The organism is Bacillus sp. FSL K6-2819 (genome assembly GCF_038008305.1).
GTDB lineage: Bacteria > Bacillota > Bacilli > Bacillales > Bacillaceae > Bacillus > Bacillus amyloliquefaciens.
Map to the genome: position 1 here is coordinate 1,410,761 of NZ_JBBOYV010000001.1, position 25,225 is coordinate 1,435,985.

The window sequence follows — 25,225 nt, forward strand, 5'->3', positions numbered from 1 at the left end:
AAACAGTGATCGTCTAGGAGGAACCACGTTGACTGAAGAACAAAAACCTACTTCTGAAAAATCGGTAAAAAGAAAATCCAACACGTATTGGGAATGGGGAAAGGCCATCATTATAGCAGTCGCACTTGCGCTGTTAATCCGCCATTTCCTGTTTGAACCGTACTTAGTGGAAGGATCATCAATGTACCCGACATTACATGACGGTGAACGGCTGTTTGTCAACAAAAGCGTCAATTATATCGGCGAAATCGAGCGGGGGGACATCGTCATTATTAACGGCGATACATCGAAAGTCCATTATGTAAAGCGGCTCATCGGAAAACCGGGAGAAACGGTTGAAATGAAAAATGACACGCTTTATATAAACGGCAAAAAAATCGCAGAACCGTACCTCGCGAGCAATAAAAAAGAAGCGAAAAAACTGGGAGTCAACCTGACGGGAGATTTTGGCCCCGTAAAGGTTCCGAAAGGCAAATACTTCGTCATGGGCGACAATCGGCTGAATTCAATGGACAGCCGGAACGGACTCGGTTTAATTGCCGAAAACCGGATCGTCGGCACCTCGAAGTTTGTGTTCTTCCCGTTTCATGATATGCGTCAGACAAAATAAAAACGCCGCGCTGCCCGATTCGGACGGCCGGCGTTTTTTATTTGGCAAACGAGGCGGCGATGGCGATGAACAATACCGTTGCCAGCACTGATCCGACAATAGCCAGAACGCTGATAAAAAGATTCGCCTGCTGCTTCTCTTTGCCGCGTTTTTCAAGCATCCGTTTTGAAAAAAGATGCGAGAACGTATAAATGAGGGCGATTCCGACGTACAAGCCAATGTCACGTGCCGTAAAGCCTGTGACGGCCAGAAAAACCCCGGTAAAGAAAATCATAAGACAGTATTCTGTGAGTGTTAAAAGCTTCAACTTGTTCCTCCGTGATGAATATGTATATATATCTATCTATTGTATCACAGCACTCCGGGTTGGCGCTTGCGTCTTTTCAAAACCTTATATTCGCAGGGAAACATTTCTCTTCCCCTTTATTCATGGTATACTTTTAATGATGTTAGACACGATGGAGGATTATAAATGATTGCTGTAAATAATGTGAGCTTGCGTTTTGCGGATCGCAAGTTATTTGAAGATGTCAATATTAAATTTACGCCGGGCAATTGCTACGGATTAATAGGCGCAAACGGTGCCGGAAAATCAACATTTTTGAAAATTTTATCCGGTGAGCTGGAGCCGCAGACAGGCGATGTCCATATGAGCCCTGGCGAACGCCTTGCCATCCTGAAGCAGAACCACTTTGAATATGAAGACTTTGAAGTGCTGAAAGTCGTCATTATGGGGCATAAACGTTTATACGAAGTCATGCAGGAAAAAGACGCGATTTATATGAAGCCTGATTTTTCAGATGAAGACGGCATCCGCGCCGCTGAGCTTGAAGGCGAGTTTGCGGAATTAAACGGTTGGGAAGCTGAAAGTGAAGCCGCTATTTTGTTAAAGGGTCTGGGCATCTCTGAAGACCTTCATACGAAGAAAATGGCAGACTTAGGCGGCTCAGACAAGGTGAAAGTGCTTTTGGCACAGGCGCTGTTCGGCAAACCGGATGTTCTTTTGCTTGATGAACCGACGAACCACTTGGATCTGAAAGCGATCCAGTGGCTGGAAGAGTTTCTGATCAACTTTGAAAATACAGTCATCGTCGTATCCCATGACCGTCACTTTTTAAATAAAGTGTGCACGCACATCGCCGATCTTGATTTTAATAAAATTCAAGTGTATGTCGGCAACTATGATTTCTGGTATGAATCCAGCCAGCTTGCTTTAAAGCTTTCTCAAGAAGCCAATAAGAAAAAAGAAGAGCAGATTAAACAGCTTCAGGAGTTCGTGGCCAGATTCAGCGCCAACGCCTCTAAATCAAAGCAGGCGACATCAAGAAAGAAACTCCTGGATAAAATCACGCTTGATGATATCAAACCGTCATCACGCCGTTATCCTTACGTCAATTTCACGCCGGAACGTGAGATCGGAAATGACGTGCTGCGGGTTGAAGGCTTAACGAAAACGATTGACGGCGTTAAGGTGCTTGATAACGTCAGCTTTATTATGAACAGAGAAGACAAAATCGCGTTTACAGGCCGCAACGAGCTTGCCGTTACAACGTTGTTCAAAATCATTTCCGGGGAAATGGAAGCAGACAGCGGCACATTTAAATGGGGCGTGACCACTTCTCAGGCGTACTTCCCGAAAGACAACAGCGAATACTTCGACGGCAGCGATGCGAACCTTGTTGACTGGCTCCGTCAATACTCGCCGCATGATCAAAGCGAAAGCTTTCTGCGCGGGTTCTTAGGACGCATGCTGTTCTCAGGGGAAGAAGTCAACAAAAAGTCAAACGTTCTTTCCGGAGGAGAAAAAGTGCGCTGCATGCTTTCAAAAGCGATGCTTTCCGGCGCAAACATTTTAATTCTGGATGAACCGACAAACCACTTAGACCTGGAATCCATCACGGCGCTTAACAACGGCTTAATCAGCTTCAAAGGCGCTATGCTGTTTTCTTCTCATGACCATCAGTTTGTACAAACAATTGCCAACCGCATCATTGAATTAACGCCTAAAGGCATTGTTGACAAACAAATGACTTATGACGAATTTCTTGAAAACACGGATGTACAGAAAAAGATTGAAGAGCTATACGCGTAATAAAAAAGCAGGGGAGACTCTGCTTTTTATTTGTGAAAAAAAGTTTTCAATCTTCTGACTTCCCGTTACAATAAAGGAACATATGAATTGAAAAGAGACGGAGGAATGCATCATGAAGTTTTTAGTTGTCGGAGCTGGGGGAGTGGGCGGATATATCGGCGCGCGTCTTGCAGAAAAGGGAAATGACGTTACGTTTCTCGTCCGTCAGAAACGGGCGGAACAATTAAAAGAGACGGGGCTGACCGTCAAAAGTGCAAAAGGTGATGTTGCAATTAAGCCGAAATTAATCATGGCAGACGAAAAAGGTGAGTTTGACGCCGTTATCATCGCTTCAAAAGCGTATTCGTTGAATGATGTCATTCGGGATGTCAAACCGTTTGTTAAAGATTCGTCGGTCATTATTCCTTTTTTAAACGGGTACAGGCATTATAACCAGCTGTTTGAAGCTTTTTCAAAACATCAGGTGCTGGGCGGCCTCTGTTTTATTGAGAGTGCTCTTAACGAAAAAGGGGAAATTCTACATACGAGTGCTGCCCACCGTTTTGTTTTCGGTGAATGGAACGGAGAACGCACCGACCGTATGAATGAGCTGGAAAACGCGTTTGCAGGTGTGAAAGCGGATGTCATCATCAGCCGGGATATTGAAAAGGACATTTGGAAAAAGTATATGTTTATTGCCGCGCAGGCGGGAGTGACTACACTGTTTCAACAGCCGGTCGGACCGATTTTAGATACAGAAGGCGGCCGTAATACGGCAAAGCGTCTTTTTGCTGAAATCGGAGCCATTTTCAGCGCTGCCGGCATTCCGAAAGACCCTGATCTGGAAGAAGAGAGCTATCGTACATTGACAAGTATGTCTTACCATATGAAATCGTCGATGCTGAGAGATATGGAAAAGGGCCGGGTGACGGAAGGTGATCATCTGCACGGTTTTCTGCTTGAAAAAGCGAAAGGCTTGTCTGTTGATACACTTGTTTTGGAAACCGTCTTCGCCAACTTGCAAATGTATGAAGCAAAATAAAAAAAGGAGGCCCAAGCGCCTCCTTTTTTATTAAAATGCCCAGTTTCCGTTTCTGAAGATCGGTTCTCTTTTGCCGTCAGCAGTGATGCCGTCGATATTCATATCTTTAGAACCGACCATGAAATCTACATGTGTAATGCTTTCGTTTAATCCTTCTTTGACAAGCTCTTCCCGTGTCATTTGTTTGCCGCCCTCAATATTAAAGGCATATGCACTGCCGATCGCCAAGTGGTTCGATGCGTTTTCATCGTACAGTGTGTTGTAAAATAAGATATTTGACTTTGAAATCGGCGAATCGTACGGCACTAAGGCCACTTCACCCAGATAGTGGGAGCCTTCATCGGTTTCAACGATGCCTTTTAAAATCTCTTCGCCTTTTTCAGCTTTCACATCAACAATACGGCCGTTTTCAAAGGTAAGAGTGAAGTTATCAATAATGTTGCCGCCGTAGCTCAGCGGTTTCGTGCTGGAAACCGTGCCGTTCACCCCGTCCCGCTGCGGAAGAGTAAAAACCTCTTCGGTCGGCATGTTGGCCATAAATTCATGCCCGCTTTCATTAACGCTTCCCGCGCCTGCCCACACATGTTTTTTCGGCAGTTCAATTGTTAAGTCTGTTCCTTCAGCCTGATAATGCAGGGCGCTGTAATGTTTTTTATTCAGGTGTTCCACTTTTTCATGAAGATTTTGATCATGTTTTTTCCAGGCTTCCACAGGGTTTTCTTCATTTACGCGGGTCGTTTTGAAAATTTCTTCCCACAAAAGCTGAACGGCTGTGTCTTCCGGCTGATCCGGAAACACTTTTTTCGCCCAGCCTGTTGAAGCCGCTCCGATCACCGTCCAGCTTACCTTATCAGATTGAATATATTGTCTGTATGTATGCAATGCTTTTCCGGCGGCTTTCTGGAACGCCGCAATCCGTTTGCCGTCAGTGCCTTTTAACAGGTCGGGGTCGGATGAGACGACTGAAATAAACGCAGCTCCTTTTTTCGCGAGCTCTTCTTTGCCTTTTGCTTCCCATTCAGGATACTCTTCAAACGCTTCAAACGGAGCCATCTCGTATTTTAATCTGGACAGTTCATCGTCCTGCCAATTCACGGTGACGTTTTTGGCGCCTTTTTCATACGAATGTTTGGCCAGCAGTCTGACAAGGTCCCGGACATCGGTTGAGGCATTGATTACGACATGCTGTCCTTTTTGGATGTTGACGCCGACTTCTACCGCCAGCTGAGCATATGTATTTAGCTTTTCAGTAAACGAACTCATCGTTCATTCCTCCTCATCGGTTTTTCTCATCATATCAAATAATGCCTCATAAAGGAAAGAAAGGAACGCAAAAGAAAAAGACACAGCCTTTGCTGCGCCTTTACGGGTGATTCAGTTTTACGGTGCCGCCGGCCGGAGAATGGGGCATATTGGCCAGTGAAATGCTCATACCCCCTAAAATAATTCCGCTTAAAATGACGGCTACCGCTACGCGTCTTCCCACATCTCTGAGCATATGCTTCCTCCTTAATGTTTCTCCAGTCTCACAATATGAGCCGGCCGGAGAAAAAAGAAGCACAATCTTATTATTTAATCGCTTTTTGCAGCTTGTCGATGACGTCTAACGAACGTCCCGTGCCGATAGCCACTGATTCAAGCGGATTTGCCGCCAAATGAACGGGAACGACGATTTCTTCTGTCAGCCATTCTTTCATCCCGTTTAAAAGCGCGCCCCCGCCGGTTAACACGACGCCGCGGTCAACGATATCTCCGCTGAGCTCTGGCGGACAATCTTCAAGCGTCGCTCTGATTGCTTCAAGAATATGTAGGAGCGATTCACGCATCGCGTGCTGAATTTCATTGGACTGCAGTCTGATTGTCTTCGGGAGACCGGTTACGAGGTCACGCCCGCGGATTTCCATCGTTTCCGGCACATGTTCAATCAATGCAAAGCCGATTTCCATTTTCACCTGTTCCGCCGTACGTTCCCCGATCAGCAGGTTGTATTTTTTTCTGACGAACGAAGCGATATCTTCATCAAGCTGGTCGCCGCCGATTCTGATGGAATGGCAGGATACGACGCCTCCGAATGAGATGATGGCCACTTCAGTCGTACCGCCCCCGATATCCACGACGACGTTTGCGACAGGTTCGTCAACCGGAAGATCGGCACCGATTGCAGCGGCTACGGGCTCTTCAATCAAGTGAACGTTTTTTGCTCCGCAGTTTTTGACAGCGTCACTGATAGCGCGGCGTTCAACGGCTGTTGAGCCTGAAGGCGTACAGACGACGACATTCGGTTTGCGGAAGGTCATCCCGATTTTCTTCCCGGCTTTTTTCATAATGTGTTTTAATAAGTCAGTTGTCATATCATAATCTGCAATGACACCGTCTTTCATCGGCCGTACGGCGATGATTTTCCCCGGCGTCTTTCCGATCATGCTTTTGGCATCCGTTCCGATGGCAAGCACCGCTTTCGTAGTTGTATCTACAGCGACAACAGAAGGCTCATTTAAAATAATTCCTTTATTTTTACTGTAAACAAGTATATTAGCGGTTCCTAAGTCGATTCCGATCTCAGTTGATTGAAACATTTTTTCACCCAATCCCTATCCTGATTTAATTGATTCTACATTTAAAGTTTCTGAGAAAAACCACGATTTTTGGGGGTTTCCGGCGGGAATGAAATGTTTTTGTAAAAAAGGAGGGAAAGTCTGTATTCCGTATTTCAAAAGGCTTTCTTTCTGTAAAGAACATTCATTTCCGGAAGCTGAGAAACTTTTGCTCCTTTACTTTCGTCTACGTTATGAAGGATTTTCCTTGGACACATATAAGAGACATTAAAGGAAGTAGGGGATTTCTATGAAATCAATTGGTGTAGTAAGAAAAGTAGACGAACTCGGGCGTATTGTCATGCCGATTGAACTGAGAAGAGCATTGGATATCGCTATTAAAGATAGTATTGAATTTTTCGTTGACGGAGACAAAATTGTCTTGAAAAAATACAAGCCGCACGGCATTTGCTTAATGACCGGAGAAATTACCCCTGATAATCAGGAGTACGGCAACGGTAAAATCATCTTAAGCCCTGAAGGAGCGAAAATGCTGCTTGAGGAAATCGAGGAAGCATTAAAAGATAAATCATAATCAGCAAAAAGGGCGGAGCATTATTCCGCCCTTTTATTATGAAATTGTGTAAAAACTACCGGTAAAATAAAGCGAACCTGCTCAAATAATTGGGAATAGTTATCATTTTTTAGTCAATAAAGCGGTCAACAATGTTACAATATATGTAGAAATGCTAGCGGCAGGTGGGACTATGGGAAAATATCAAGCGCGTATCATTTCCTTAATCTTGGCAATGATTTTTATTATGTTTTGGGATTATATATTTTATATGATTGAACGGAATCCGATTAACTGGCCTGTTGACATCATCTTTACCGCCGTCACGTTAATCAGCGTCTGGCTGCTGGCTTATAAAGTAGATAATAAAAAGCAGCTGCTGGCCGAGCTGAAGGACAGCGAGCAGAAAGCAAAGGCGCTTTCAGATGAGAAAAACCGCATCATGGACAATCTGCAGGAAATTGTTTTTCAGACGGATTCGAAAGGGAATATTACATATTTGAATCAAGCCTGGACGGCGATTACGGGCCACTCCATCAGCGAATGTATGGGCACGATGTATAATGATTATTTTATAAAAGAAAAACATATCATTGATTATATTATCTCCCAAATCAAGCAGCAGGCTCCGTCAGGAATGTTTACAGCCAAATATATTAAAAGCGACGGCACTATCTTTTGGGGAGAAGTCCATTATAAGCTGTATTATGACCACAGACGGCAATTTGTCGGAAGCCTGGGGACGATGTCTGATATCAGCGAACGGAAAAAAGCGGTCGACGAGCTCTTGGAAACGAACGAACGGCTTGCCATGCAATCTCAAAAGCTGGCCATTGCCGGGGAGCTAGCGGCAGGTATCGCCCACGAAGTAAGGAATCCTTTAACGTCAGTCAGCGGGTTTCTCCAGCTGATGAAAGCTCAGTATCCGGAAAGAACGGATTATTTCGACATTATTTTTTCGGAGATTAAAAGGATTGATCTTGTGCTGGGAGAGCTTCTTCTGCTCGCCAAGCCGCAAACCGTGAATTTTACCGCTCATCACCTTAACCATATTTTAAAGCAGGTGGCGACGCTTCTTGACACGAACGCGGTGCTGTCAAACACTGTGATTGAGAAGGATTTCACGCAGACTGAGTCCTGTATAGTCAACGGTGACGAAAATCAGCTGAAGCAGGTATTTATCAATATTATTAAAAATGCGATTGAAGCGATGCCTGACGGCGGGAATATTCATATTTACACAAAACGTGATGAAGAAAATGCGGTGATCAGCATACAGGATGAAGGAAACGGCATGTCGAAAGAAAAGCTTGAAAACATCGGGAAACCATTTTTCTCAACAAAAGATCAGGGAACAGGCCTCGGACTTCCGATTTGTTTACGAATTCTGAAGGAGCATAATGGTAAACTTAACATTAAGAGCAAAAATGGAGAAGGCAGTACGTTTCAGGTGATTCTGCCGTTAGAAGCGGCTGCTGTCCAAAAGGAGGAAAAATAACTTGCTTCTTTTTGTATACGGTTTGTTACGGAAGCGTGAAGAGAAACATGAGCTGCTGAAAGGCGCTCCGTGTGTGTGCGAGCAGGCCGCGATAAACGGCGTCCTGTATAAAACAGATAAAGGTCAGCCTGCGGCGTCTTTAGCAGAAACAGCTTTTGTGTACGGGGAATTGTATGAAACAGATCATCAGATGATCCGTAAGCTGGATGCGCATTATGCCGATTTTGACCGGAAGGAAGTCGCCGTGACGACGGATGTCGGGAATAAAACCGCCTTCGCATATGTCCTAAAGCCGGAACAGTGTGCCTCATTCAGCCGGATCAAAAGCGGAGACTGGAAAGAATATCGTTTTATGAAACGGGAGGATGACAGCCCGGTTTATTATTTCGCTTACGGGTCCTGTATGGATAATGCCCGGTTTAAACAGGCGGGGGTCGATCACTTTTTTGCCGAGCCTGTCGGAGGTGCGGTTGTTGAAGGGTATTCCACGAGATTCACGTTAAGGCGTCCTGACGGTTCGAGAGCCGATCTTGTTGAAGACGGGGGACGGACTGAAGGCGTGCTGTACAAGCTCCCGTTTGAAGCGGCAACTTACCTGTACAAAAGAGAAGGTGTTGATAACCATACATACCGTCCCGCGTTCATAGAAGTATGTGCCGGCGGCCGCGTATACAGAGGCTGCCTGACGTTTCTAGTGCTTGATAAGGCAGAGGAAATCGCGCCTCCGGGTCACTACCAGGAAGAAATCGAACGCGGAGCCGACTTGTATTTATCGCCCGCCTTTTCAGAAAAGCTCAAACGCTATATGAACTCATTGCCGAAAATGTGATACTATTCCTAGTAGAGATATTGTTTAAAGGAGCACTGTTATGAGAAAAGAGTTTGCCGTCATCGGCCTCGGGCGCTTTGGCGGAAGTATTTGCAAAGCGTTAAGTGAAGAAGGCCTTGAGGTCATGGCGATGGATATTGATGAAGATAAAGTAAATGAATATGCCAAAATCGCATCACACGCAGTCATCGGAGATTCAACCGATGAATCGGTGCTGAAAAACTTAGGGCTGCGCAACTTTGACCACGTCATTGTGGCAATCGGCGAAAATATACAGGCGAGCATTTTAACGACGCTGATCTTAAAGGAACTCGGCGTTAACACAATCACGGTCAAAGCGCAGAACGATTATCATGAAAAAGTGCTTGCGAAAATCGGGGCTGATCACATCGTCCACCCTGAGCGAGACATGGCAAAGCGCATCGCCCATAACATCGTATCAAATAATGTGCTTGATTATTTAGAGCTGTCCGACGAACACAGCATTGTGGAGATCGTGGCCAACAGCAGGCTTGCGGGTAACACACTGCTTGATCTGGACATCCGGGCGAAGTACGGCATTAATATCGTGGCCATCAAGAGAGAAAAAGAAGTGATCGTATCTCCGCTGGCGACTGAAATGATCCAAAAAGAAGATATTCTCATCGTTATCGGCTCTCTTACGGATATTTCCCGATTCGAAAAAAGAGTGCTTCATACAAAGTGAAAAGCCGTCCGTAAAAGGACGGTCTTTTTTATATGTCAGAATAGAAAGACATTTATCGTGTAAGCGGTATTTTCTGCAGTTTTTATTGACTATGATCAGGCGATCCGATAGCATATTGTACCATATAAAGAAAAAGAGGAGGCCTCATTTTGAACAAAGAAACACTGGCTGAACGGCTGAATGCATCAGCCGGCAGACAAAAAGCCGATACCGTCATTAAAAACGGAAAAATCATGGATGTATTTAACCAGGAATGGATTTCTGCAGATATCGCCATTACGGACGGAGTGATTGTCGGATTGGGCGAGTATGAAGGGAAAGAAGTCATTGATGCAGAAGGTCAAATGATCGTTCCGGGCTTTATTGACGGACATGTTCATATCGAGTCCTCTATGGTTACTCCGATTGAATTTGCAAAAGCCGTCCTCCCCCACGGAGTGACTACTGTCATTACTGATCCTCACGAAATTGCGAACGTTTCCGGGGCAAAAGGCATTTCATTTATGATAGAGCAGGCGAAAAAAGCGCCTCTGAACATTCGTTTCATGCTTCCTTCCTGTGTTCCCGCGGCAAGCTTTGAACGCTCAGGAGCTGTATTAAAAGCCGCAGATTTAAAGCCTTTTTATCAGGAAAAAGAGGTGCTGGGGCTTGCGGAAGTTATGGATTATGTGTCTGTTGCGGAAGGCGAAGAGGATATGCTTGAGAAACTGCTTGATGCCAAGCATCACGGAAAGCGGATTGACGGGCATTTAGCCGGACTGTCTTCAGATATCATCAATATATACAGGACCGCATCGGTGTCAAATGATCATGAAGTGACGACAAAAGCCGAGGCGCTGGACAGAATCAGACGGGGAATGTATGTCATGCTGCGCGAAGGATCGGTGGCTAAAAATACGCTCAATGTGCTGCCGGCGGTGAATGAAAAAAATGCACGGCGCTTTTTCTTTTGTACGGATGATAAACATGTAGACGATCTGCTTTCAGAAGGAAGTGTGAACCACCAAGTCAAAATGGCGATAAAGGCGGGACTTGATCCATTCCTTGCGTATCAGCTCGCCAGCTTAAATGCGGCCGAGTGCTACGACCTTGAAACAAAAGGGGCGGTTGCGCCGGGTTTTGACGCAGATCTGCTGTTTATTTCAGATTTGCGGGAGGCTGCCGTCACGAAGACCATGGTCGCCGGACGGACCGTTGCCGAGAACGGACGCACGGTTTATGAACAGTCTGCCGGCTCTTATTCTCCGGATCAGGCGCTGTTGGATACAGTGCGGCTGAAAGCGCCGCTCACTGAATCTGATTTTCATATGCCGATTCAAGAGGGCAGGCAAATGAATGTAATCGAAATCATACCGAATCATTTGGAAACGAGGAAAAAAGAAGTGCCTGCGCCATCTGCTGACGCATTTTGTTCTGATACACAAAATGATTTATTAAAAATCGCCGTCGCAGAGCGGCACAGCGGAGAAAAAATGATAGGGCTCGGAATTGTACAAGGATTCGGGTTAAAAGAAGGCGCCATTGCCACAACCATTTCTCACGATTCCCACAATATCATCGCTGTCGGTACAAACGATGCCGATTTGGCAAGAGCAATCAACAGGCTCCGTGACACCGGGGGAGGGTTAACAGCCGTGAAAAACGGAGAATTGCTTCACTCTGTTCCGCTTCCGATCGCCGGGCTTTTGTCTGATAAGTCCGCGGAATGGGTGAATGACAGTTTGGGCGTGCTTCATGAAAAGCTTCCTCTGCTCGGATTCACCGGTGATTTCAACCCGTTTCTCACATTATCGTTTTTAGCGCTTCCCGTCATTCCGGACATTAAAATGACGGCAGCGGGTCTGTTTGATGTTAAGGCCTTTCAGCATATTCCGCTTCAATAAAAAAACTGCACTCGTGATGAGTGCAGTTTTTTTATTTTAGACCTCCATAATGATCGGAAGGATCATCGGGCGGCGTTTTGTTTTTTCGTATAGGAACGGAGCAAGCGTGTCGGTGATTTCGTTTTTAATTTCGGACCACTGCGTTGTTTTCCGATCCATTACTTTCTCCAGATGGTTCGAAATGAGCTGCTGCGCGTCGTTGATTAAATCACCGGATTCTCTCATGTATACAAAACCTCTTGAAATTAAATCAGGTCCTGCTGATACCTTAAAGTCATCCATATTGATGCTGACAACAACGATAACAAGGCCTTCTTCTGAAAGAATGCGGCGGTCGCGGAGCACGATATTGCCGATATCACCGATTCCGCTTCCGTCAATGTAAACGGAGCCGGACGGAATTTTGCCTGCAACAGCGGCTTCTTCTCCTTTGAGCGCGAGCACTTCGCCATTGTCCATGATGAAGCAGTTTTCTTCAGGTATGCCGCAATCAGTCGCGAGTTTGACGTGCATTTTCTGCATTCTGTACTCCCCGTGAATCGGCATGAAGAACTTCGGTTTGATCAGGCGGAGCATTAATTTCTGTTCTTCCTGTCCGCCGTGTCCGGATGTATGAATGTCATTCAATGAACCGTGAATGACTTCAGCGCCCGCACGGTATAACTGGTTGATGGTGCGGCTTACGCTGATTGTGTTTCCGGGAATCGGAGAGGAAGAAAAGACGACCGTATCTCCGGGGTTAATGGATATCTGACGGTGCGTGCCGTTAGCGATGCGTGATAACGCCGCCATCGGTTCACCCTGGCTTCCCGTACATAAAATCGTTACTTTATTGGCAGGCATACGATTGATTTCGTTATGCTCAATAAACGTATTTTTAGGACAGCTGATGTACCCGAGAGTTTGTCCGATTTCAATAGCCGATTCCATGCTGCGTCCGAATACGGCAACTTTTCTGCCGTTTAAAACGGCTGCTTCAATCACCTGCTGAAGCCGGTGTATGTTCGAAGCAAATGTCGCAAATATAATTCTGCCGTCCACTTTTCGGAAAATATCGTGAATGCTTTCGCCTACGCGGCGTTCTGACATGGTGAAATCGGGCACCTCACTGTTTGTACTGTCAGAAAGCAGGCACAAGACGCCTTCTTTCCCGATTTCGGCCATCTTTGTCAGGTTTGCCGGTTCGCCTACCGGTGTAAAGTCGAACTTAAAGTCCCCGGTATGTACGATATTGCCTGGCGGTGTTTTGACGACGATTCCGTATGAATCCGGAATGCTGTGTGTCGTTCTGAAGAAGGATACAGACGTCTTCCGGAACTTAACGATGTCATCTTCACCGATGATGTTTAATTTGGTCTGTCTTAACAGCCCGTGCTCTTCAAGTTTATTCCGAAGTAAGCCGATCGCGAGTTTACCGCCGTAAACGGGAATATTTACTTGTCTGAGCAGGTACGGAATACCGCCGATATGGTCTTCGTGACCGTGGGTGATAAACAGACCTTTAATTTTATCTTCGTTTTTTACTAAATACGTGTAATCAGGGATTACGTAATCAATGCCGAGAAGTTCATCTTCAGGAAACTTGATTCCCGCATCAATCAGTACAATTTCATCCTGAAACTGCACCCCATACGTATTTTTCCCGATCTCGCCCAATCCGCCGAGGGCGAAAACGGCAGTCTGGTCATTTTTTACAAATTTCATTCCGCTCATAACTCCAATACTTTAAAATTTTCGCTCTGCTTCTCATATTCTAAAAAAGCACCGTCCACAGGCTGAACAAATTCAATGTTGAATTTCTTATCTTTCAGTTTCGTTCTGACGTCCCGTTCTGAAACGCCCTCAATGTAAAGTGAATCTGTTTTTTCCCGAACAGGTACTTCGTCAGCCTTCTCTTGATAAAATACCTTATAAATCATCCAAATCTCTCCTTAAATGCCGTATGTTAGACTCGCTTATTCTATTATATTCGAAAACGGATTATAAGGAAAGTCTCGAGCAAAAAAGGGACTTTCAAAAACCGAAAGATCCCTTTACGCGATGACTTTTTTTCGGAGCATTCCGCCCCACTGTCTTCTGAGTTTCTTCCGTAAACGGCGCAGCATCGTATTCCTCCTTTGAAGCCCTTATAGCAGTAGTATGCGGAAAAACAGAATTTGTTTTCGTGGGTAAAATTGGAATTTCGTCAAGGCGGTTTGCCGGAAGAAAAACTTTCTGTATGATGATATTGAAAAAGACACGACTGATAAACGGGATAAAGGAGAAATCGATATGAAACCAAAACTGATCTTTTTTGATATTGACGGCACGATCTATGACCATGATAAACATATCCCTGATAGTACAAGAAGCGCCGTGGCGGCGCTTAAAGAGGCCGGCCATCATGTTTTTATCGCCAGCGGAAGGTCTCCGTTTATGGTTAGACCGATTCTGGAAGAGCTTGAGATCGAGTCATTTATCTCATACAACGGCCAGTTTGTGGTGTTTGAAGGAGAAGTCATTTATAAAAACCCGCTTCCGGAAGATGCGGTCGCGCGTTTATTAAAGCAGGCGTCAGAAGGGGAGCACCCCGTTGTATTTATGGCGGAAGACACGATGAAGACGACCGTCCCCGGGCATCCGCACGTCACCGAAGGAATCGGCAGTCTGAAAGCCCCTTATCCCGAGGTTGATGAAACATTTTATAAAGGGAAAGAAATTTATCAGCTCCTTTTATTCTGCCGCGGACATGAAGAAAAAGCGTATGCCGCTTTTCCGGAGTTTGATTATGTCCGCTGGCATGAACTGTCAACGGACGTGCTTCCGAAGGGCGGTTCAAAAGCGGAGGGCATTAAAAGAGTGCTTGAGCGGCTTCCGTACGACATAAGCGACACTTATGCCTTCGGCGACGGACTGAATGATCTTGAGATGATCAGTTTTGTCGGCACCGGCGTGGCGATGGGAAATGCAGTTCCAGAATTAAAGGCTGCCGCTGATTTCGTCACAAAATCGGTGGATGAAGAAGGAATCAGCTGGGCTGTCAAAGAACTGGGCCTTCTGAAATAAAGAAAACCGGCACTTTGAGAAGTGCCGGTTTTTTTAACGGTCAATGGCAATAGCGTTTTCAGGTTCTTTAAACGGATTTTCTTTATCGATATGATCGTAAAACATAACGCCGTTCAGATGGTCGATTTCGTGCTGAAACACAATCGCCGGAAAACCTTTGAGACGAATGTCAATCTGTTCACCTTCAAGCGTCGTCGCCTTTACGCGGATGCGGGCGTAGCGAGGCACATAGCCAGGGATGGGTTCGTCTACCGACAGGCAGCCTTCTCCGCTCGTCAAGTAGCTTTTTTCTACTGAGTGGCTGACGATCTTAGGGTTAAAAAGAGCATAGCTGTATAAAGTGCCTTTCGCATCTTCTGCATGAACGGCGATCATCCGTTTTTTTACGGCTGTTTGCGGAGCGGCAAGACCGACACCGGGACGAAGCTCGTATTTCTCGGCTAATTCAGGATTTTGACTGTTTTTCACAAACTCAATCATATCAGCAAGTTGCTGTTTTTCTTCATCAGAAGCGGGAAGCTGAACCTCTTCAGCGATCTCTCTGAGCGCGGGATGTCCGTCACGGACAATATTTTCCATAGTAATCAAGAAACTTCACTCCTAAAGCTTAATATGTAAATTATAGCGAATTTCTTTATCGCAGCGCAATGAAACAATTGGCCAGCCATAGGAGGCTGGCCGATGTTTATGGGGTGCCAGTTCAGCAGCCGCAGCCTAAATAAGCTGCACCGACGATGATTAATAAGATAAACAATACTACGATTAATGCGAACGTGCGGCCGTATCCGCCTCCGCCGCCGTATCCGTAACCGCCGCCGTAACCGTATCCACCTCCGAAACCGCCTCCGCAGCAACCGCCGCCAAATCCGTATCCATATCCGTACATAAATAAACCCTCCTCTTTTAATTACGCTGACCCTTTATCAGCAGGGCCGGCGTCTACTATAAACTATGTAAAAGCCGGAAAGATGTATGGTCATCCGCCCTGTTTTCTCAATTTTTTACGCAAGTATTCTCTGACAGCGCCATAATCGTCTTTACCCAGAAGATTCCGGGACTACCAATTACAGCTCAGCTATTGTCAAACGGCGTCCGGGCTTCTATAGTGGAAATTGTCAAGATTGGGGGATTTTAAGTGAACATGATACAAAAAAAAGTGTTAGCGGGAATCGGAGCGCTCGGCGCCGCAAGTATGCTGCTTGCAGGCTGCGGGGGAAAAGATCCGGTTGAAACGCTTCATGATTCGATGGAAAAAGCCGTACAAGCGGAAAAACCGTTTCAAAAGGAGCAGAAAACGTTAGAAAAATTGGAGAAAAAAGAAGATGAGCTGTATAACGAAGTGATTCAGCTCAATATGAACGATTACGCCAAAATCGTTTCACTTTCAGACGAGGCCCTTAAAAACACGGAACAGCGCAAGCAGCATTTAAAAACGGAAAAAGACAGTATAGACAATTCAGAAAAAGAATTTGAAGCCGTCACCCAAACAGCCGGCTCGATTAAAGATCAATCCATTAAGAAAAAGGCAAAAGCAGCTGCCGCACATATGGAAAAACGCTATGACTTATACGGCGCACTCTATAAAGACTATATGAAAGCCATTCAATATGATAAAGAATTGTACAGCATCATTAAGAAAAAAGACTTAACAGCAGAAGACCTTGACAAGCAGATCAGCAAAGTAAACGATTCCTACAAAAAGGTGTTAAAGCAGGCTGGGGCGTTTAACAAGCAGACAAAAGAGTATAATCAGGCCAGAGAAGAACTGTATAAAGAGGCTGGCTTTCATGTCAATGAAAACTGAAAATGATGGAAGGTGCCGGGTACCCGGCACCTTTTTTGATGCCAAAAAACGGATATGCAATTCTATTGTAGTACAGTGAGTGTATGTATACTAGTACAGTTTGCGTCTGATGGACAGCTTGTTCCGACGGAAAAATTTAAAGCGAATACATTTATTTAAAATCAACATCCAAAACGATTGACGGGTCTTCTTTATTTGGTGTAAACTAATCCATGTCAAGCGGTGTTGTATCAGTCATTTACAACTCCGCAATAATACAGTTCAGATCAGATAGTGATGATCCTACATAAAGGTTTCGGCAAACTGGGGATAGGCTAAATATATACGACTTGCTGCTAATACTTTAGGGTATCCTAAGTTTGTATGTATAAAGGAATGCACGTCTAATGACTGTTTAAAAGAAAGGAAGAGGTGACTTTAGTATGGCTGCAAAAACGAAAAAAACAATCGTTGACAGTAAGAAGCAATTTGATGCCATTAAGAAGCAGTTCGAAACGTTCCAAATTTTAAATGAAAAGGGAGAAGTCGTGAATGAAGCGGCGATGCCTGATTTAACAGATGATCAATTAAAAGAGCTTATGCGCCGCATGGTATACACACGCGTGCTTGATCAGCGCTCTATTTCATTAAACCGTCAGGGACGTCTCGGTTTCTACGCTCCTACTGCCGGCCAGGAAGCTTCACAAATCGCAACGCATTTCGCGCTTGAAAAAGAAGATTTCGTTCTTCCGGGCTACCGTGATGTGCCGCAATTAATCTGGCACGGTCTGCCGCTTTACCAAGCGTTCTTATTCTCTCGCGGACACTTCCGCGGAAACCAAATGCCTGATGATGTGAACGCCCTTTCTCCGCAAATCATTATCGGTGCTCAATACATCCAAACTGCCGGTGTGGCGCTTGGTCTTAAAAAACGGGGCAAAAAAGCCGTAGCTATCACTTACACAGGTGACGGCGGCGCCTCTCAAGGGGACTTCTACGAAGGAATCAACTTTGCCGGAGCTTACAAAGCACCTGCAATCTTCGTAGTGCAAAACAACCGCTATGCGATTTCAACACCTGTTGAAAAACAATCAGCGGCTCAAACGATCGCTCAAAAAGCAGCGGCAGCAGGTATTGTCGGCGTTCAGGTTGACGGTATGGATGCTCTTGCGGTGTACGCTGCAACTGCTGAAGCACGCGAACGCGCAATCAACGGCGAAGGTCCGACACTGATCGAAACACTTACGTTCCGTTACGGTCCGCACACAATGGCCGGTGACGATCCGACAAAATACCGTACGAAAGAAATCGAAAACGAATGGGAGCAGAAAGATCCGCTCGTACGTTTCCGCGCTTTCCTTGAAAACAAAGGCCTGTGGTCTGAAGAAGAAGAAAGCAAAGTAATTGAGGCTGCAAAAGAAGAAATTAAGCAGGCCATCAAAAAAGCAGATGCAGAACCGAAACAAAAAGTGACTGATTTAATCAAAATCATGCACGAAGAATTGCCTTACAACCTAAAAGAGCAATTAGAAACTTATACACAGAAGGAGTCGAAGTAAGCCATGGCGCAAATGACAATGATTCAAGCAATCACGGATGCGTTACGCACAGAACTGAAAAATGACGAAAATGTCTTAGTTTTCGGAGAAGACGTTGGTGTGAACGGCGGCGTATTCCGTGCGACAGAAGGATTGCAAAAAGAATTCGGTGAAGACCGTGTGTTTGACACACCGCTTGCTGAATCTGGTATCGGCGGTCTTGCCCTTGGTTTAGGCTTAAACGGTTTCCGTCCGGTAATGGAAATCCAATTCTTCGGATTTGTTTATGAAGTAATGGATTCAGTTTCTGGTCAAATGGCCCGTATGCGCTACCGTTCTGGCGGACGCTGGACTTCACCTGTAACAATCCGCTCTCCATTCGGCGGCGGTGTTCACACTCCTGAACTTCACGCTGACAGCTTAGAAGGCCTTGTAGCTCAGCAGCCGGGTATTAAAGTCGTTATTCCGTCTACTCCGTATGACGCAAAAGGACTTTTAATTTCTGCAATTCGTGACAACGACCCTGTCGTTTTCTTAGAGCATATGAAACTTTACCGTTCTTTCCGTCAGGAAGTTCCTGAGGAAGAATACACAATCGAGCTTGGCAAAGCTGATGTGAAACGCGAAGGTACTGACCTTTCTATCATCACATACGGAGCGATGGTTCATGAGTCGCTTAAAGCTGCCGAAGAGCTTGAAAAAGAAGGCGTTTCTGCTGAAGTTATCGACCTTCGCACTGTAAGCCCGCTTGATATCGACACAATTATTGCTTCTGTTGAAAAAACAGGCCGCGCAATTGTCGTTCAAGAGGCTCAAAAACAAGCAGGTGTCGGCGCCAACGTTGTTGCTGAAATCAACGACCGCGCGATCCTGAGCCTGGAAGCTCCGGTACTGCGTGTCGCAGCGCCTGATACAGTATTTCCTTTCTCGCAAGCTGAGAGCGTATGGCTTCCAAACCATAAAGACGTTCTTGAAACTGCGAAAAAAGTTCTTGAATTTTAATCAGGCTTCATAACAGGAGGAAAAGACACGTTCTTTTCCTCTATTAAAAAACCTGTTTTAGAGGTTCAATGCTTGCGTATGCATAACTAAAATTTGCTTAATCAACTAGGAGGTCGAAAACTGTGGCATTTGAATTTAAACTTCCGGATATCGGGGAAGGTATCCACGAAGGCGAAATCGTAAAATGGTTTGTTAAGCCAAACGACGAGGTAGAAGAAGACGATGTACTGGCTGAAGTGCAAAATGATAAAGCAGTGGTAGAAATTCCTTCACCTGTTAAAGGAAAAGTATTAGAATTAAAAGTTGAAGAGGGAACGGTTGCAACTGTTGGACAAACGATTATTACGTTTGACGCACCTGGTTACGAAGATCTTCAATTTAAAGGAAGCGACGAATCCGGCGATGCGAAAACTGAAGCGCAAGTTCAGTCTTCAGCTGAAGCAGGACAGGACGTAGCGAAAGAAGAACGCGCAGCAGAGCCTGCAAAAGAAACCGGCGCAGGACAGCAGGACCAAGCGGAAGCTGATCCGAACAAACGCGTGATCGCTATGCCTTCCGTACGCAAATATGCCCGTGAAAAAGGCGTTGATATCCGCAAAGTTACAGGTTCAGGAAATAACGGACGTGTTGTAAAAGAAGATATCGACAGCTTTGTAAACGGAGGAGCGGCTCAAGAAGCGGCACCGCAAAAAACAGCAGCACCTCAGGAAACAGCTAAACCTGCAGCAGCTCAAGCTCCTGAAGGCGAATTCCCTGAAACACGCGAAAAAATGAGCGGTATCCGTAAAGCGATTGCTAAAGCAATGGTGAACTCTAAGCATACTGCACCGCACGTAACTCTTATGGATGAAGTTGACGTAACAAATCTTGTTGCTCACCGCAAACAGTTCAAACAAGTTGCTGCTGATCAAGGCATCAAGCTGACTTACCTGCCTTACGTCGTAAAAGCATTAACATCTGCTCTGAAAAAATTCCCTGTTTTAAACACATCTATTGATGATAAAACAGATGAAGTGATCCAAAAACATTATTTCAACATCGGAATTGCAGCGGATACTGAAAAAGGCTTGCTTGTGCCAGTAGTGAAAAATGCCGACCGTAAAGCCGTTTTCGAAATCTCTGATGAAATCAACAGCCTTGCTACAAAAGCGCGTGAAGGCAAGCTTGCACCTGCGGAAATGAAAGGCGCTTCTTGCACAATCACAAATATCGGTTCTGCCGGAGGCCAATGGTTCACACCGGTTATCAACCACCCAGAGGTTGCGATTCTCGGTATCGGCCGCATCGCTGAAAAAGCGATCGTCCGCGACGGTGAAATTGTAGCTGCTCCTGTCTTAGCTCTTTCTCTCAGCTTTGACCACCGTATGATTGACGGAGCAACTGCACAAAATGCGTTAAACCACATCAAGCGTTTACTGAACGATCCACAACTTATTTTAATGGAGGCGTAATGTTATGGTAGTAGGAGATTTCCCTATTGAAACAGATACTCTTGTGATTGGTGCGGGACCTGGCGGCTATGTAGCTGCCATCCGCGCTGCTCAGCTTGGACAAAAAGTAACAGTCGTTGAAAAAGGAACTCTTGGTGGCGTTTGTCTGAACGTCGGCTGTATTCCTTCAAAAGCGCTTATCAATGCAGGCCATCGTTACGAGAATGCAAAACATTCAGATGACATGGGAATCACTGCTGAGAACGTAAAAGTTGACTTTACAAAAGTCCAAGAATGGAAAGCTTCTGTTGTAAATAAGCTTACTGGCGGTGTTGCAGGTCTTTTAAAAGGAAATAAAGTCGAAGTTGTAAAAGGCGAAGCTTATTTCGTAGACAGCAACTCTGTCCGCGTAATGGATGAGAACTCTGCGCAAACATATACATTTAAAAACGCGATCATTGCTACCGGTTCTCGCCCTATCGAATTGCCAAACTTCAAATATAGCGAACGCGTTCTGAACTCTACAGGCGCACTGGCGCTTAAAGAAATTCCGAAAAAGCTCGTTGTTATCGGCGGCGGATACATCGGTACTGAGCTTGGAACAGCGTATGCAAACTTTGGAACTGAATTGGTTATTTTAGAAGGCGGAGATGAAATTCTTCCTGGCTTCGAAAAACAAATGAGTTCTCTTGTTACCCGCAGACTGAAGAAAAAAGGCAACGTTGAAATTCATACAAGCGCTATGGCTAAAGGCGTTGAAGAAAGACCTGACGGCGTAACAGTTACATTCGAAGTAAAAGGCGAAGAAAAAACGGTTGATGCTGATTACGTATTAATCACTGTCGGACGCCGTCCGAACACTGATGAGCTCGGTCTTGAGCAAGTCGGTATCGAAATGACTGACCGCGGTGTCATTAAAACAGACAAGCAGTGCCGCACAAACGTACCGAACATTTACGCAATCGGTGACATCATTGACGGACCTCCATTGGCTCACAAAGCGTCTTACGAAGGTAAAATCGCTGCGGAAGCTATTGCAGGAGAGCCTGCTGAAATCGATTACCTCGGTATTCCGGCGGTTGTATTCTCTGAGCCTGAACTGGCTTCTGTCGGTTACACTGAAGCACAGGCGAAAGAAGAAGGCATTGAAGTCGTTGCTGCCAAATTCCCGTTTGCAGCAAACGGACGCGCGCTGTCTCTTAACGAAACTGACGGCTTCATGAAGCTGATCACTCGTAAAGAAGATGGTCTTGTGATCGGTGCGCAAATTGCCGGCGCAAGCGCTTCTGACATGATTTCTGAATTGAGCCTGGCGATCGAAGGCGGAATGACTGCTGAAGATATCGCAATGACAATTCACGCTCACCCGACATTGGGCGAAATCACAATGGAAGCTGCCGAAGTAGCAATCGGAAGCCCGATCCACATCGTAAAATAATCATTAATAAGCAAAGAAACAGCCTCCGCTTTAAAGCGGGGGGCTGTTTTTATTTTGCAAGCACATGCTGCATGGGCTTGATGATATCCTCTTTTTTCTTTACGGCGCCTTCAATCTTCATGACAACATGCCGGTGATTGATCACCATTAAAGCCGGGAACGTGTTGATTTCTTCTTCCCAGCCCTTTCTGTTGTCATAAACCTTCATTTGATCGACATGATGGGGATATTTCTTTTCTAAATCAAGAATCGCGTCGTAGTAAGGGACTTCTTTATCTATATGATTTTCATCGGAAAAAAACAAGATTTGAGTGTGATGTATGCTGTCGATCCGGTTATTTTTGAATGGACTGACAGTAGAAACCGAACAGCTTGACAGAACGAACAGCATCAAAAAAAAGGGAATCACCGTACGGTAGCGCATCTATCTTTCTCCTCTGTTTTATATAATATATTGGATCATCCATTAATAAGGACTATATCAAGTGTATCACGAGAGGTGAAAAACCTAAGGCTTGTTACTTAATTGTTATATAATTGAAACCGTTTTTAATGAAGAAATAATACGTGTGACAACTTCGGCCGCCGATGTGTAACAAAGGCACATTTGTTTTTCGTGAGAGCGCTGTTTTTCGTTATACTGTGGGCAAAACCATCAGGAGGGATTGCCAATGTATAAAGCCGCTGCAGCAGTCATGTGTATGTGCTTCCTCGTCGGCTGCCAATCAAATGAAAAGACGCAAACAAACAATCGGCCCCATTCTCAAGCCGCGGTCGATCATGCCAAACAGGAAAACGATCATACAAAAGAGGAAAAGCAGAAAAAACAGAAGGCAGAGCCCCGTTACTATATCAACCCGAAATCCTTTGCCGTGGAAAAACTGGATGACCAAAAAGACAAAAAACCGATCGCATTGTTAACGATAGATGATGCACCTGATCAGCATGCCGCTGAGATTGCGGACAAACTGCATGATCTCCATGCGTCAGCGATCTTTTTTGTAAACGGTCAATTTTTGAAAAAAGATGAAAACAAGAAAGCGCTTAAGCATATTCATGAGTTAGGGTTTATGGTCGGAAATCATACAATGACTCATCAAGATTTGAAAGACCTTTCCGAACAAAAACAACGGGAAGAAATCATCGGTGTTAATAAAGCGGTTGAGAAGGTAATCGGGGAAAAACCGGCATTTTTCAGGGCGCCTTTCGGAAGCAATACGGACTACAGTGACAAACTCATACAAAAAGAAGGTATGATGAAAATGAACTGGACCTTCGGCTATGATTGGGAGCAGAAATATCAATCCAAAAAAGCGCTTACCGATATAACGCTGAGCAGCCCTTATCTGAAGGACGGCGCCAACATATTAATGCATGACCGAAAATGGACGGCTGAAGCCATACCGGACATTGTAAAAGGATTGCGTAATAAAGGATATACCGTGATTGATCCTCGGGAAATAAAAAGACCGTAAAAAATAAATGTGTTATACAATTTATCAGTTGACATATTAAATGTGACATAATAATATAATAACAACAAGTGAAAATTAAGCGTTTTCAAATTCTGAGAAATGGGGAATGAGAGATGGGTACGATTGTTTGCCAAGACTGTAACGAAGCGATTCATTACTTCGAGGATGAGAAGGTAACGACGTTATACGGAACATGCTGCGGACAATGCCAGTGTCATCTTGAAGAAGAGTAAAACGGCGTAAAAAGGCCCGAAACGATTTGGTTTCGGGCTTCTTTATGTTTATTGGATGGCTTTTTGCTCTTTGATGACTCTGATCATGTTAAGCGTTGCGTCTTCCGGACCCTGCACGGGAAGGCCGGCGTCCAGATTTTTGAAAATGTAGCTGATATTTTCTTCCGTAATGATTTCGCCCGGAATAAAGATCGGAATTCCCGGCGGGTACACCATAACAAACTCTGCAATGATCCGTCCCGCGGATTCTTTTAACGGGATGACTTCCGTATTTGCGTAAAATGCGTCTCTTGGCGTCATCGCTAACAGAGGAATTTCAGGAAGCAAAACTTCCGTCTGCCGGTGAGCGTACTCATTGGCAGAAGCCTGCTTTGAAATGTCTGTAAGCGCGCTTACAAGACGGTCGGCATCCCCGGCTCTGTCTCCGGGTGTGAAAATACATAAGATGTTATACAGATCGGACAGCTCGACTTCGATATTATATGATTCGCGAAGCCATTTTTCAACGTCATGACCGGTCAGGCCGAGGTTTTTGACCGAAATGATTAATTTAGTCGGATCATAACTGAAGGCAGCTTTAGACCCTGTGATCTCTTCGCCGACACAGCGGATGCCTTCAATTTGATTGAGACGTTCCCGTGTCTGATTCGCCAGCAGGATCGTATCTTCAAGAAGCCCGCGGCCTTCTGTAGCGAGCCGTTTTCTTGCGACATCAAGTGAAGCGAGAAGCAGATAGGATGTTGACGTTGTCGTCAGCATACTTAGAATCGACTGCACTCTTTCTTTGGATACAAGGCCTTCTCTCACATTTAAAATGGAGCTCTGGGTCAGAGAGCCTCCCAATTTGTGCACGCTTGTGGCTGCCATATCTGCGCCCGCCTGCATGGCGGACAGAGGAAGCTTATCATGAAAATGAATATGCACGCCGTGCGCTTCATCGACAAGAACAGGTACATTGAAAGAATGCGCGAGCTTGACAATGCTGCTCAGGTCAGCCGCCACACCGAAATACGTCGGGTTTATGACTAGAAGCCCTTTTGCGTCAGGATGCTCAGTCAATGCCCGCTCGGCAGATTCAAGCGTGATGCCGTGAGAAATTCCGAGTTCATCGTCGATTTCCGGATGTATAAAAATCGGCACCGCTCCGGAAAATACAATGGCCGTCATAATGGATTTATGGACGTTTCTCGGAATGATGATTTTATCTCCAGGTCCGCATACGGCCATTACCATCGTCATTATGGCCCCGCTCGTCCCTTGAACGGAAAAGAAGGTGTGGTCTGCGCCGAATGCTTCAGCGGCCAGTTCCTGCGCTTCTTTAATGATGCCCTTTGGCGCATGTAAATCATCCAGAGGTTCAATATTAATTAAATCTATGCTTAACGCGTTTTCTCCGATAAATTGTCTGAATTCCGGATCCATTCCCGCGCCTTTTTTATGGCCCGGAATGTGGAACTGGACAGGCTGTCTGTCCGCGTGCTTTTTCAGTCCGCTGTACAGGGGTGTTTCATGTTGCGGCAATTGTTTTCCCACC

Annotated in this window: 26 protein-coding genes; 16 read left to right on the forward strand and 10 right to left on the reverse strand. The window is 45.3% G+C overall.

Going from position 1 to position 25,225, the window contains the following annotated elements; translation table 11 throughout:
• Positions 1-28: 28 nt before the first annotated feature.
• A complete protein-coding gene (sipT, locus tag MHH91_RS07460; protein ID WP_003154568.1) occupies positions 29-610 on the forward strand; it encodes a signal peptidase I sipT in 582 nt (193 codons plus the stop codon).
• A 37-nt stretch (positions 611-647) separates the two neighbouring features.
• Here sipT and MHH91_RS07465 read toward each other — a convergent pair whose 3' ends face one another.
• A complete protein-coding gene (locus MHH91_RS07465; protein ID WP_013352103.1) occupies positions 648-917 on the reverse strand; it encodes a hypothetical protein in 270 nt (89 codons plus the stop codon).
• Positions 918-1,082: 165 nt separating this feature from the next.
• Between MHH91_RS07465 and MHH91_RS07470 the strand changes: the two genes are divergently transcribed.
• Together MHH91_RS07470 and MHH91_RS07475 are read left to right on the forward strand one after the other, a co-directional pair.
• Positions 1,083-2,702 carry an ABC-F family ATP-binding cassette domain-containing protein gene (locus MHH91_RS07470; protein ID WP_013352104.1) on the forward strand — a complete coding sequence of 540 codons (1,620 nt, stop codon included), beginning with the start codon at positions 1,083-1,085 and terminating at the stop codon, positions 2,700-2,702.
• 112 nt (positions 2,703-2,814) lie between these two features.
• Positions 2,815-3,723, forward strand: coding sequence for a ketopantoate reductase family protein (locus tag MHH91_RS07475; RefSeq protein WP_013352105.1), 909 nt, complete (start codon positions 2,815-2,817; stop codon positions 3,721-3,723).
• Between the two features lie 30 nt (positions 3,724-3,753).
• Here the strand turns inward: MHH91_RS07475 and MHH91_RS07480 are convergent, their stop codons facing one another.
• From MHH91_RS07480 to mreBH, 3 genes are all read right to left on the reverse strand, one after another.
• Positions 3,754-4,986, reverse strand: a complete 1,233-nt coding sequence (locus MHH91_RS07480) for an aminopeptidase (protein WP_013352106.1) — start codon at positions 4,984-4,986, stop codon at positions 3,754-3,756.
• A gap of 100 nt (positions 4,987-5,086) precedes the next feature.
• Complete coding sequence (locus tag MHH91_RS07485; protein WP_013352107.1) at positions 5,087-5,221, reverse strand: protein YkpC; 135 nt, start codon at positions 5,219-5,221, stop codon at positions 5,087-5,089.
• 70 nt (positions 5,222-5,291) lie between these two features.
• Positions 5,292-6,299 (reverse strand): cell shape-determining protein MreBH, encoded by a 1,008-nt coding sequence (gene mreBH, locus MHH91_RS07490; RefSeq protein ID WP_013352108.1) that lies wholly within the window; start codon positions 6,297-6,299, stop codon positions 5,292-5,294.
• A gap of 268 nt (positions 6,300-6,567) precedes the next feature.
• Between mreBH and MHH91_RS07495 the strand changes: the two genes are divergently transcribed.
• The 5 genes from MHH91_RS07495 (at position 6,568) to ade (ending at position 11,747) form a co-directional block, all read left to right on the forward strand.
• Positions 6,568-6,852, forward strand: coding sequence for an AbrB/MazE/SpoVT family DNA-binding domain-containing protein (locus tag MHH91_RS07495; protein WP_013352109.1), 285 nt, complete (start codon positions 6,568-6,570; stop codon positions 6,850-6,852).
• Between the two features lie 172 nt (positions 6,853-7,024).
• Positions 7,025-8,329, forward strand: a complete 1,305-nt coding sequence (locus tag MHH91_RS07500; RefSeq protein WP_013352110.1) for an ATP-binding protein — start codon at positions 7,025-7,027, stop codon at positions 8,327-8,329.
• A gap of 1 nt (position 8,330) precedes the next feature.
• Entirely contained in the window at positions 8,331-9,158 is an 828-nt protein-coding gene (locus MHH91_RS07505; protein WP_013352111.1) for a gamma-glutamylcyclotransferase, read from the forward strand.
• A gap of 40 nt (positions 9,159-9,198) precedes the next feature.
• Entirely contained in the window at positions 9,199-9,864 is a 666-nt protein-coding gene (ktrC, locus tag MHH91_RS07510; RefSeq protein ID WP_003154554.1) for a Ktr system potassium transporter KtrC, read from the forward strand.
• Between the two features lie 149 nt (positions 9,865-10,013).
• On the forward strand, positions 10,014-11,747 hold the full coding sequence (ade, locus tag MHH91_RS07515; RefSeq protein WP_013352112.1) for an adenine deaminase: 1,734 nt from the start codon (positions 10,014-10,016) through the stop codon (positions 11,745-11,747).
• Positions 11,748-11,783: 36 nt separating this feature from the next.
• On the opposite strand, the gene rnjA is transcribed toward ade, so the two are convergent.
• Positions 11,784-13,451: a ribonuclease J1 gene (gene rnjA / locus MHH91_RS07520; RefSeq protein ID WP_013352113.1), complete on the reverse strand. Its 1,668-nt coding sequence runs from the start codon at positions 13,449-13,451 to the stop codon at positions 11,784-11,786.
• A 5-nt stretch (positions 13,452-13,456) separates the two neighbouring features.
• Positions 13,457-13,666 (reverse strand): RNA polymerase subunit omega 1, encoded by a 210-nt coding sequence (gene rnpZA, locus MHH91_RS07525; RefSeq protein ID WP_013352114.1) that lies wholly within the window; start codon positions 13,664-13,666, stop codon positions 13,457-13,459.
• 352 nt (positions 13,667-14,018) lie between these two features.
• Between rnpZA and MHH91_RS07530 the strand changes: the two genes are divergently transcribed.
• On the forward strand, positions 14,019-14,792 hold the full coding sequence (locus MHH91_RS07530; RefSeq protein WP_013352115.1) for a Cof-type HAD-IIB family hydrolase: 774 nt from the start codon (positions 14,019-14,021) through the stop codon (positions 14,790-14,792).
• A 33-nt stretch (positions 14,793-14,825) separates the two neighbouring features.
• Here the strand turns inward: MHH91_RS07530 and def are convergent, their stop codons facing one another.
• Positions 14,826-15,380 (reverse strand): peptide deformylase, encoded by a 555-nt coding sequence (def, locus tag MHH91_RS07535; protein ID WP_013352116.1) that lies wholly within the window; start codon positions 15,378-15,380, stop codon positions 14,826-14,828.
• A 112-nt stretch (positions 15,381-15,492) separates the two neighbouring features.
• On the reverse strand, positions 15,493-15,678 hold the full coding sequence (locus tag MHH91_RS20810) for a YjcZ family sporulation protein (RefSeq protein ID WP_013352117.1): 186 nt from the start codon (positions 15,676-15,678) through the stop codon (positions 15,493-15,495).
• A 249-nt stretch (positions 15,679-15,927) separates the two neighbouring features.
• Here MHH91_RS20810 and MHH91_RS07545 point away from each other — a divergent pair, with 249 nt between their 5' ends.
• The 5 genes from MHH91_RS07545 (at position 15,928) to lpdA (ending at position 21,983) form a co-directional block, all read left to right on the forward strand.
• Positions 15,928-16,596, forward strand: coding sequence for a YkyA family protein (locus MHH91_RS07545; RefSeq protein ID WP_014470451.1), 669 nt, complete (start codon positions 15,928-15,930; stop codon positions 16,594-16,596).
• A 422-nt stretch (positions 16,597-17,018) separates the two neighbouring features.
• Positions 17,019-18,134, forward strand: coding sequence for a pyruvate dehydrogenase (acetyl-transferring) E1 component subunit alpha (pdhA, locus tag MHH91_RS07550; RefSeq protein WP_013352119.1), 1,116 nt, complete (start codon positions 17,019-17,021; stop codon positions 18,132-18,134).
• Positions 18,135-18,137: 3 nt separating this feature from the next.
• On the forward strand, positions 18,138-19,115 hold the full coding sequence (pdhB, locus tag MHH91_RS07555) for a pyruvate dehydrogenase complex E1 component subunit beta (RefSeq protein WP_013352120.1): 978 nt from the start codon (positions 18,138-18,140) through the stop codon (positions 19,113-19,115).
• 122 nt (positions 19,116-19,237) lie between these two features.
• Positions 19,238-20,566: a pyruvate dehydrogenase complex dihydrolipoyllysine-residue acetyltransferase gene (gene pdhC / locus MHH91_RS07560; protein ID WP_013352121.1), complete on the forward strand. Its 1,329-nt coding sequence runs from the start codon at positions 19,238-19,240 to the stop codon at positions 20,564-20,566.
• Positions 20,567-20,570: 4 nt separating this feature from the next.
• Positions 20,571-21,983: a dihydrolipoyl dehydrogenase gene (gene lpdA / locus MHH91_RS07565; RefSeq protein WP_014470450.1), complete on the forward strand. Its 1,413-nt coding sequence runs from the start codon at positions 20,571-20,573 to the stop codon at positions 21,981-21,983.
• A gap of 49 nt (positions 21,984-22,032) precedes the next feature.
• Here the strand turns inward: lpdA and MHH91_RS07570 are convergent, their stop codons facing one another.
• Positions 22,033-22,407: a hypothetical protein gene (locus MHH91_RS07570; RefSeq protein ID WP_014470449.1), complete on the reverse strand. Its 375-nt coding sequence runs from the start codon at positions 22,405-22,407 to the stop codon at positions 22,033-22,035.
• Between the two features lie 247 nt (positions 22,408-22,654).
• Between MHH91_RS07570 and MHH91_RS07575 the strand changes: the two genes are divergently transcribed.
• Both MHH91_RS07575 and MHH91_RS07580 read left to right on the forward strand, forming a co-directional pair.
• Positions 22,655-23,458 carry a polysaccharide deacetylase family protein gene (locus MHH91_RS07575; protein ID WP_013352124.1) on the forward strand — a complete coding sequence of 268 codons (804 nt, stop codon included), beginning with the start codon at positions 22,655-22,657 and terminating at the stop codon, positions 23,456-23,458.
• A gap of 113 nt (positions 23,459-23,571) precedes the next feature.
• Positions 23,572-23,691: a GapA-binding peptide SR1P gene (locus MHH91_RS07580; protein ID WP_003154518.1), complete on the forward strand. Its 120-nt coding sequence runs from the start codon at positions 23,572-23,574 to the stop codon at positions 23,689-23,691.
• A gap of 48 nt (positions 23,692-23,739) precedes the next feature.
• Here the strand turns inward: MHH91_RS07580 and MHH91_RS07585 are convergent, their stop codons facing one another.
• Entirely contained in the window at positions 23,740-25,212 is a 1,473-nt protein-coding gene (locus MHH91_RS07585) for an aminotransferase class I/II-fold pyridoxal phosphate-dependent enzyme (protein WP_014470448.1), read from the reverse strand.
• Positions 25,213-25,225 lie beyond the last annotated feature (13 nt).